Origin of the sequence: Brevundimonas sp., from assembly GCF_023259385.1 — a bacterium.
Lineage (GTDB): Bacteria > Pseudomonadota > Alphaproteobacteria > Caulobacterales > Caulobacteraceae > Brevundimonas.
Map to the genome: position 1 here is coordinate 1 of NZ_JAHFPF010000177.1, position 7,745 is coordinate 7,745.

A 7,745-nucleotide genomic window follows, 5' to 3' on the forward strand; every position below is an offset into this window, starting at 1 on the left:
GATCAAGCGGGTCGCCGCGGTTGGCGGCGACGAGGTCTGCGCGGACGACGGCGTGGTCCGCACGCCGGCCGGTCGGGTGCGCGCCCTGGCGCGCGATCGCCGGGGCGCGCCCCTGGCCGCCTGGGCGGGATGCCGGCGGCTGGCCGACGGCGAGCTCTTCCTGCTGGGCGACACCGCCGGGAGTTTCGACAGCCGCTATTTCGGGCCGGTCGCGCGATCAGAAGTGGACGGCGTCTACCGGGAGGTTCTGACATGGTGAGACTGGCCTGCCTGGCCGCGATGGCGGCCGCGGTCGCGGGGCCGGCGTCGGCCCAGGCCGTGAACTGGCGCGACGCCGGCGGCGATCTGTTCGGCCGGCCCGCCGAGGCGGTCGCCGAGGAGGTCCCGGACAGCCGTGCAGCGGCGTGGATCGCGCCCCTCAGCCAGCCTTTCCAGGAGGCCGTCGCCGCAGCCGCGGCGAGGCACGGCCTGGATCCCAAGCTGCTCCACGCCCTGGTGGTGACCGAGAGCGCCTACAGGCCCGACGCCCTGTCGCCGGTGGGCGCGGGAGGATTGACCCAGCTGATGCCGGGCACCGCGGTGGAGCTGGGGGTCCGCGACCGCTTCGATCCCGTCGAGAACCTGCGCGGCGGCGCGGACTATCTGGCGCGTCAGATCCGGCGGTTCGGTGATCTGCGGCTCGCGCTGGCGGCCTACAATGCGGGTCCGGCCCGCGTCGCGCGGCTGGGGCGAGTGCCGGATATAGCCGAGACCCAGGCCTATGTAGCGACGGTCGTGGACTGTTACCTGGCGCTGACGGCGGGGCAGGGGATCACCAGTTCGACCCAGTGTCGCCCGCGCGGAGCGGGGCGATGATCGGGGAAACGGGGACGGAGGCCGGACCCGGGATCCCGACGTGCGGGGACGAGGACCTGCTGACGCGGGCGGAGGCGTCGGCCTTCTTGGCCCAGTTCGGCATCCGGCTGAAGCCGTCCACCCTCGCGCGGCTGTGGTCGACCGGCGGGGGCGGTCCGCCCTGCCGTCACGTGCGATCCAGGCCCCATTATCCGCGCGGCCTGCTGCGGGAGTGGGCGCGGTCGCAGATTACCGACATCCGCACCGCCGCGCCGCCGGCGGCGAGAGGGCGCCGCCGTGGCTGACCATGGGATCAGAAGACCGCCGCCGCCGCCGACGGTCGCCGGTCTGCTGGCGGACCCGGCCGCCAGCTTCGCGATCAAGGATGTGGCCCGGCGATGGGCGGCGCGCGACTGCGTGGACGCCGCGACCGACGCCCGAGTGCTTTGCGAGGTGTTCGAGGCGGCGGCCGACCGGATGTTCGGAGGCGCGTCGTGACGTTCGAACCTGAAGGCGGGCCGGTCGAGACGGGCGGGCCGGAAGACCGGTTGCTGCCCTGGGATCGGGTCCGCGACGTCACGGGCCTCAGCCGGTCCACCGCGTGGCGTCTGCAACAGGTCGGGGATTTTCCCGAACCCGTGCGCATCTCACCCAACAGGGTCGGCTGGTGGGAAAGCGAACTGACCGCCTGGAAGGCGACCCGCAAGACCCGGGGCCTGCCCTGTCCGAGGCCGCTGGCCCGGCCCCGGGAGCCCAAGCTCATCCAGACCGCGCGATCGCCGCGTCGTCAGCCCGAAAAGCCCACTGCCGCCCCGGCGAACGTCGTGCCGGAGACTGCAAGCCCTGTGACGCCGGCCGCCCCGCCCCGACGGAAACGACAGGCCTCCGCCGACCAGATCGATTTCGGATTCTAGGGCGGAGGGCCTGGCGACGGGCTTAGAGGCCGCCCCTGCGGAGTTTGCTCATCGCGGTCGCACAAAGAGAGCCTGACGGACATTTCAGCGCGATAAGGGATTTTTACGGACATTTGGCCTTTGGCTAGCATCTTAAGTGAAACCACGTTAAGTGACGCTAGCGGACATTGTTGCGATTTAAGGGACTATGACGGACATTTCCTGTATTTCGCGCGGTCTTGGGAGACGGTCATGGCTGACATCCTCTTCACGCCCTCGGGCAGCGAAGCGACCGACAGGAAGATCCGCCGCGATCATGAAAGCGGCAAGCTCGTTCGCATCGCGACCGGCGTCTATGTCGAACCCGGCGCCGAGCCGGTCGACGCCGTCGTGCGTCGAAAATGGTCGACCATCCTCGGCAGGCTCGTTCCCGACGGCGTCGCCACCGACCGGACGGGCATGGAAAGCCAGCCGTGGAGGGACCGCTCCAGCGGCGCGCCGACCGGGGTCGGCCACGTCTTCGTCAGCGCGCCGCGGACCCGCGATGTGATCACCCTCCCGGGCCTCGAGGTCCACATCCGTCAGGGTGTCGGACCGGTGGACGGCGACATCCCCTATCTGGGCTCCTGGCTGGCGGGACCGGTCCGAAAGCTGCTCGACAATCTCAGCCCGTCGCGCGCCCGGAACGGACCGGCCCGCACCGTGGGCAAGGCCGGGGTCGAAGCCGCTCTTGAAAGTCTGTGCTCGACCCACGGAGAAGAGGGCCTGAACCATATCCGGGATCAGGCCCGGATTCTGGCGCCCGTCCTCCAGCGGGAAAAGGAATTCGAGGCCCTGAATGGTCTTATCGGCGCGCTGCTGCGCACCCGCCAGGACAAGCTCAGCACGGTCCAGGGACGGGCCCGCGCTGCCGGCGCGCCTCTGGACCCGGCCTGCGTCAGTCGCCTCGTGACCCTGGCGGACCATCTTCAGGCCCGGGCTCCGCTGTCGATCCCCAATCGCGACGCGACGCCGGGCCGCAAGACGAGTGGCGCGTTCATAGAGGCCTATTTCTCCAACTTCATCGAAGGCACGGAGTTCGCCGTCAGCGAGGCCGTCGAGATCGTCTTCGAAGGCAAGATGCCCGATGCCCGGCCGGAAGACGGGCACGACGTCCTTGGCGCCTACCTCCAGCTCGTCGATCTGGGGCCGCGCGCCGCCGGGACGCGGGGGGCGGAAGCGTTCATCGCCGAAATCCAGGAGCGGCACCGGATCCTGATGGACGCCCGGCCGTCGGTCCGGCCGGGTCAGTTCAAGACGCGAACCAACAAGGCCGGGGATACGACCTTCGTCGCCCCTGACCGCGTCGAGGGAACCTTGCGGGAGGGCGTCTCGATACTCGAGACCCTGAAGGACCCGTTCTCGCGCGCCGTGTTCGTCCATTTCCTGCTTTCGGACGTCCATCCCTTCAATGACGGCAACGGGCGCCTGAGCCGCATCATGATGACGAAGGAGCTCATGGCCGGCGGCCTGTCCCGCATCGTGATCCCGACGGTGTTCAGGGAAGACTACCTCGACGCCTTGCGCGCCCTGTCGCGGCGGAACGACCCCTCCATCCTGGTGAGGTCGCTCGAATTCTGCCAGCGCGTGAGCGCCGCCTGCTCGGAGGAGACGACGGACGCCGCCATCACGACGTGGGCGCGCGCCTATGCCTTCTGCGAGAGTCCGCGTCACGCCCGGCTGACGATGCCGAACCCGGCCCTGGTCATCGAGACGCATGACGGCACGCCGGCGCCTGCAGACTATTGGCAGGCGCTCAGGCGCGACCAGGGCGCGCCGATGCCGGTCTGATCCGTGAACCGTGTCGACCAGGGTTCTGCCTCGCGCTTGGGAGTTCGCCCTTTAGCGGACGCCGGCAGTCCCGACGAACCGGCCCGCCGGGCCAATGTCCGCTTACGACCCGCCCAGAGCGGATTGGCGCTGGCGCCGCCGGACGTCTCGAACTGACCTTTCGCAACGTCCGCTGCCCGAAAAGCGCTCGCCTCGGTCCTGGAGGGCGTTCCTAAGACGTGCCCGCCCTGATCCGGCGCAGCATAATGTGACGCTCACCGACCTCAGGCGTTGATCCTTCGGGACAGTTGATTCAATCTCTGTCAAACGGACTTCAGAATGAACCTGGCATTACGTGCAGATGGAGCGGCCCTGGCGCCGATTTCGCCGCGCCTCGAGCTGGGCGCGTACGAATCGTTGTGGCTGGAGCAGGGCGCGACCTTCAAGACGCTCGCAGACCGTTTCGCTCGGGACCCGTCGGCTCTTCCGTCCGATTTCGTGTCCCGCTCCGCCGCCGAGGCGGCTGCGGACGAGGTGTTCGCCCGGCTCAAGAAGTCGGGCGTCCATCGGTTCGGCGTCCGAATCAACCATGCCGGCGACTATCCCGAACGGCTTCGCGACGCGCGCCATCCGATCGAAGTCCTCTACTACCAAGGGGCATGGGAGCTCACCGAGACCCGCTCCATCGCGGTCGTAGGGGCGCGGAAAGCCACAGAGCAGGGCACCCAACGAGCAGCCCAGATCGCCAAAGGCCTGGTTGAGCGTGGGTTCACCGTCGTGTCCGGGCTGGCAGAGGGTATCGACCGCGCGGCGCACACTGCCGCCCTGGGATGCGGTGGCCGCACTATCGCCGTCATCGGAACACCGCTTGGACAATACTACCCGAAAGCCAACAGGGACCTTCAGGACCAGATCGCCACGGATCATCTGCTGATCTCGCAGGTGCCGCTGTTGCGCTACGGCAAGCAGGGGCCCCAGCAGAATCGCCTGTTCTTCCCCGAGCGAAATGTGACGATGAGCGCCCTCACCGAGGGAACCGTTATCGTGGAGGCGAGCGACACGTCCGGGACCCTCACTCAGGCACGCGCCGCCCTTCACCAGGGCCGCAAGCTCTTCATCCTCGACAGCTGTTTCGACCCGTCGCTGAAGCTGACGTGGCCCCGGAGGTTCGCCGACCTGGGCGCCATTCGCGTTCGCTCGATGGACGACATCTGGAACGCCCTTGCATGACGATCCGCTTCAGGCAGATCGATGATAGCAACCGCGGCGATCACTACCACCTGACGCCGGCGGACGCCTGCCTGTATCTCCTCGAGTTCACGTCGGGGCAGGGCTATTCGTACAGCAAGGCGAACTCCCTGATTTCCAATCTCAAGAAGAAGCCCACGGCATCAGCGGCCGAGCTTGGCTACAAGCGGGAAGCGATCGGGAAGTGCGCCGGCGCGCTCGGAAAGGCGCTGAACCACGATTGGATCCGGCAGTCCGTCATCGTCCCCGTCCCGCCCTCGAAAATGGTGGGCGACCCGGCTTACGACGACCGCATGTTCGACATGGCAGCGGCGATCCAGCCTGCGGCTGATGTTCGCCGGCTCATCCGCCAAACCCGGTCCATGACCCCTTCTCATGAAGCGGGGAGCGTTCGAAACACGGTCGAGGATCTCCTAGGAGCCTACGAGATCGACGAGTCCCTTGCCGTCGCGCCCTTCGGCCAGATCGGAATTCTGGACGACGTCCTGACGGCCGGCACCCATTTTCGGGCGGCCCACACGATCCTGTCGCGCAGATTTCCAGGCGTGGCTATCACGGGCATCTTCATCGCGCGCCGGGTCTTCGCCAATCCATTTGCCGCCGCCCAGGGCTGAGGGTCTGGAGGGGGCCGCCCGATCCAGCGGCCAGGAGGCCCCCGCTTGGAACCGCCGGCGGATCACGCGTTTGCGAAGCCTTCCTTAAAAGGCTGTCTCCTGGCCGAGAACGCCCGCAAGCTCGTTGAAGCGAAGGCGGGCCTTGGCTTCGTCGTACAGGATCTCGCTCTGCCGGGGCGGCGCGATGACATAGTACATCGTGACCGGCGCCAACGTCAGACGCTCGCGACGCCACAGCGCGAACCCCTCCCGACCCTCCAGGCGGGTCCAGGTTCCGGCGTCGTTGGGATGGTCCGGGATCAACGCCATGGGAGCTCTTTCGATAACGGGTCGCGGTGGATTGAGGCCGGGAGACGGATTTGGATGAAACGCCCTGCAAAAGGCCGCGGCCGAGCGGGGTCGAATCAGCCCCGGTCTCGGCTCCAATCAATGCTTTTCAGGGCGCTTTGTCTCGTTTCGAGCGGTAGTTTTGCGCGGCGACTGCCCCACTACTGCCCCACTAACTCGATTTTGCCCAAAAAATCATCCGTATGCGGAGGGTGGCTCTCCGTCAGACGTATGTTTTTGTTCAGGAAAAATGGTGGATGCGACAGGGATTGAACCTGTGACCCCCTCGGTGTGAACGAGGTGCTCTCCCGCTGAGCTACACATCCATCTCGGGCCCCGCAGCCATGTGCCTGTCGGGGAGGGCGCGGACATAGCCCGACCTCCCCGATGGCGCAAGCCTAGATGCCCGATGCTTTCACGGCGTCCGGCGTTTCAGCCTCCGGGTCGCCCGGAAGCCAGGCCACGTGGCCGTTGTAGATGTCCTCGTTGAGGATCTTCTCCTCCTTGGCGACCAGCACGGGGACCAGCATCTGGCCCGTGACATTGGTCGCCGTGCGCATCATGTCGATGATCCGGTCGATGGCCACGATGTAGCCGATGCCTTCCAGCGGCAGGCCCGCCGTCGACAGGGTCAGGGTCAGCATGACGATCGAGGTGCCGGGCACGCCGGCGGTGCCCAGCGAGCCCAGCACGGCGGTCAGGCCGATCAGGACGTACTGGGTCAGCGACAGATCAATGTTGAAATACTGGGCGATGAAGATCGAGGCGATGGCCGGATAGATGGCGCCGCAGCCGTCCATCTTGACGCTGGCGCCCAGGGGCACGGCGAAGGCGGCGTAGGCCTGGGGCACGCCCAGCCGCTCCACCGTCTGGCGCAGGGTGATCGGAAGGGTGCCCAGCGACGAGGAGGTGGCGAAGGCCGTCTGCTGGGCCGCGAAGGCGCCGCGGAAGAAGCTGCGGACCTTCAGCCCGTGCAGCTTCAGCAGGCCCGAATAGACGATCAGGATGTGGAACAGGCAGGCCGCGTAGATGGCGAAGATGAACTTGCCCAGCGGCAGCAGGGCCTCCCAGCCGTAGCCGCCGACGACCGAGCCGATCAGGCCGAACACGCCGAAGGGGGTCAACTGGATGACCCAGCGGGTGATGCGGAAGACGATCGCCGCGCCCTCATCGACCAGCCGGCGCGCCGTCTGGGCCCGGTCGCCCAGCGCCACCAGCGCTCCGCCGACCAGGGCCGAGAAGAAGATGATCTGCAGCACCTTGCCGTCGCTCAGGGCGGCGAAGGGATTGGTCGGGACGATCCCGATCAGCACCTCCAGGGGCGTCGGGATCACCCGCTCGCGCACTTCGCCCAGCGGCAGGTTGCTCAGCCCCATGCCCGGATTGATCAGGTGGCCGAAGGCGAAACCGACCAGTACGGCCAGCAGGGAGGTGATGGCGAACCAGACCAGGGTCCGCACGCCCAGCCGCACCGCCCCGGCGCCTTCGCCCAGCTTGGCGATCGAACTGGCGATGGTGAACAGCACCAGCGGCGCCACCACCATCCGGATCAGGTTCAGATAGACGTCGCCGATCGGCTGCAGCCAGACCTCCGCCTTATCCCGCAGGATCAGGCCGGCGAGGATGCCGAGGCCGAAGCCGGCGAATGTCCGAATCCACAGCGGGATCGCGAAGAAGCGACGGATCATGGACGGGTCTCTCGAGTGGCCAGCCCTTGCAGATGTTAGCAGGTGCAGCAAACCGCAACCGCCCGAGGCGCGGTTTTTAGCCGATCAGCCGGTCAATGGCCGTTTCCAGCTGCGCGAAGGCGTCGATCAGCACGTCTCCGCCCAGTTCGGCGGGCGCTATGGGGGTGTAGCCGTAGGTGACGACGATGCAGGGCAGGCCGGCGTTCTTCGCCGCGCCGACGTCCGGCGGGGCGTCCCCGACCATGATCGCCCGCGCCGGATCGCCGCCGGCCATCCGCACCGCCTCGATCAGATGGGCGCCCGAGGGCTTGCGCGCGCTGACCTTGTCCGGT

The 7,745-nt window shown here is 67.6% G+C and carries 11 protein-coding genes and 1 tRNA gene; 8 read left to right on the forward strand and 4 right to left on the reverse strand.

What is annotated here, in order from left to right; translation table 11 throughout:
• The 8 genes from Q0C81_RS13310 to Q0C81_RS13345 form a co-directional block, all read left to right on the forward strand.
• Positions 1 to 259, forward strand: a 259-nt coding sequence (locus tag Q0C81_RS13310; RefSeq protein ID WP_367118020.1) for a S26 family signal peptidase, incomplete at its 5' end; no start/stop codon positions are given.
• On the forward strand, positions 253 to 855 hold the full coding sequence (locus Q0C81_RS13315; RefSeq protein WP_291838705.1) for a lytic transglycosylase domain-containing protein: 603 nt from the start codon (positions 253 to 255) through the stop codon (positions 853 to 855). The genes Q0C81_RS13310 and Q0C81_RS13315, both read left to right, overlap by 7 nt.
• Entirely contained in the window at positions 852 to 1,139 is a 288-nt protein-coding gene (locus Q0C81_RS13320) for a hypothetical protein (RefSeq protein WP_291838708.1), read from the forward strand. Before Q0C81_RS13315 ends, Q0C81_RS13320 begins: the two co-directional genes overlap by 4 nt.
• Complete coding sequence (locus Q0C81_RS13325) at positions 1,132 to 1,332, forward strand: hypothetical protein (protein ID WP_291838711.1); 201 nt, start codon at positions 1,132 to 1,134, stop codon at positions 1,330 to 1,332. The genes Q0C81_RS13320 and Q0C81_RS13325 overlap by 8 nt, the downstream gene beginning before the upstream one ends.
• A complete protein-coding gene (locus tag Q0C81_RS13330) occupies positions 1,329 to 1,748 on the forward strand; it encodes an AlpA family transcriptional regulator (RefSeq protein ID WP_291838715.1) in 420 nt (139 codons plus the stop codon). Before Q0C81_RS13325 ends, Q0C81_RS13330 begins: the two co-directional genes overlap by 4 nt.
• 231 nt (positions 1,749 to 1,979) lie before the next feature.
• Positions 1,980 to 3,557, forward strand: coding sequence for a Fic family protein (locus Q0C81_RS13335; protein WP_291838719.1), 1,578 nt, complete (start codon positions 1,980 to 1,982; stop codon positions 3,555 to 3,557).
• Between the two features lie 318 nt (positions 3,558 to 3,875).
• On the forward strand, positions 3,876 to 4,766 hold the full coding sequence (locus tag Q0C81_RS13340) for a DNA-processing protein DprA (protein WP_291838722.1): 891 nt from the start codon (positions 3,876 to 3,878) through the stop codon (positions 4,764 to 4,766).
• Entirely contained in the window at positions 4,763 to 5,398 is a 636-nt protein-coding gene (locus Q0C81_RS13345) for a hypothetical protein (RefSeq protein WP_291838725.1), read from the forward strand. The genes Q0C81_RS13340 and Q0C81_RS13345 overlap by 4 nt, the downstream gene beginning before the upstream one ends.
• Positions 5,399 to 5,482: 84 nt before the next feature.
• Here the strand turns inward: Q0C81_RS13345 and Q0C81_RS13350 are convergent, their stop codons facing one another.
• The 4 genes from Q0C81_RS13350 to Q0C81_RS13365 all read right to left on the reverse strand — a co-directional run.
• Positions 5,483 to 5,707 carry a hypothetical protein gene (locus Q0C81_RS13350; protein ID WP_291838728.1) on the reverse strand — a complete coding sequence of 75 codons (225 nt, stop codon included), beginning with the start codon at positions 5,705 to 5,707 and terminating at the stop codon, positions 5,483 to 5,485.
• 269 nt (positions 5,708 to 5,976) lie between these two features.
• Positions 5,977 to 6,051, reverse strand: a tRNA-Val gene (locus Q0C81_RS13355).
• Positions 6,052 to 6,123: 72 nt separating this feature from the next.
• Entirely contained in the window at positions 6,124 to 7,413 is a 1,290-nt protein-coding gene (locus Q0C81_RS13360) for a dicarboxylate/amino acid:cation symporter (protein ID WP_291838731.1), read from the reverse strand.
• A 76-nt stretch (positions 7,414 to 7,489) separates the two neighbouring features.
• A partial coding sequence (locus tag Q0C81_RS13365) for an HAD hydrolase-like protein (protein ID WP_291838734.1) occupies positions 7,490 to 7,745 on the reverse strand: 256 nt, incomplete at its 5' end.

Coding starts and splice junctions, on each gene's coding strand:
- Q0C81_RS13315 (WP_291838705.1), top strand. CDS start 253: ATGGTGAGACTGGCCTGCCTGGCCGCGATGGCGGCCGCGGTCGCGGGG.
- Q0C81_RS13320 (WP_291838708.1), top strand. CDS start 852: ATGATCGGGGAAACGGGGACGGAGGCCGGACCCGGGATCCCGACGTGC.
- Q0C81_RS13335 (WP_291838719.1), top strand. CDS start 1,980: ATGGCTGACATCCTCTTCACGCCCTCGGGCAGCGAAGCGACCGACAGG.
- Q0C81_RS13340 (WP_291838722.1), top strand. CDS start 3,876: ATGAACCTGGCATTACGTGCAGATGGAGCGGCCCTGGCGCCGATTTCG.
- Q0C81_RS13345 (WP_291838725.1), top strand. CDS start 4,763: ATGACGATCCGCTTCAGGCAGATCGATGATAGCAACCGCGGCGATCAC.
- Q0C81_RS13350 (WP_291838728.1), bottom strand. CDS start 5,707: ATGGCGTTGATCCCGGACCATCCCAACGACGCCGGAACCTGGACCCGC.
- Q0C81_RS13360 (WP_291838731.1), bottom strand. CDS start 7,413: ATGATCCGTCGCTTCTTCGCGATCCCGCTGTGGATTCGGACATTCGCC.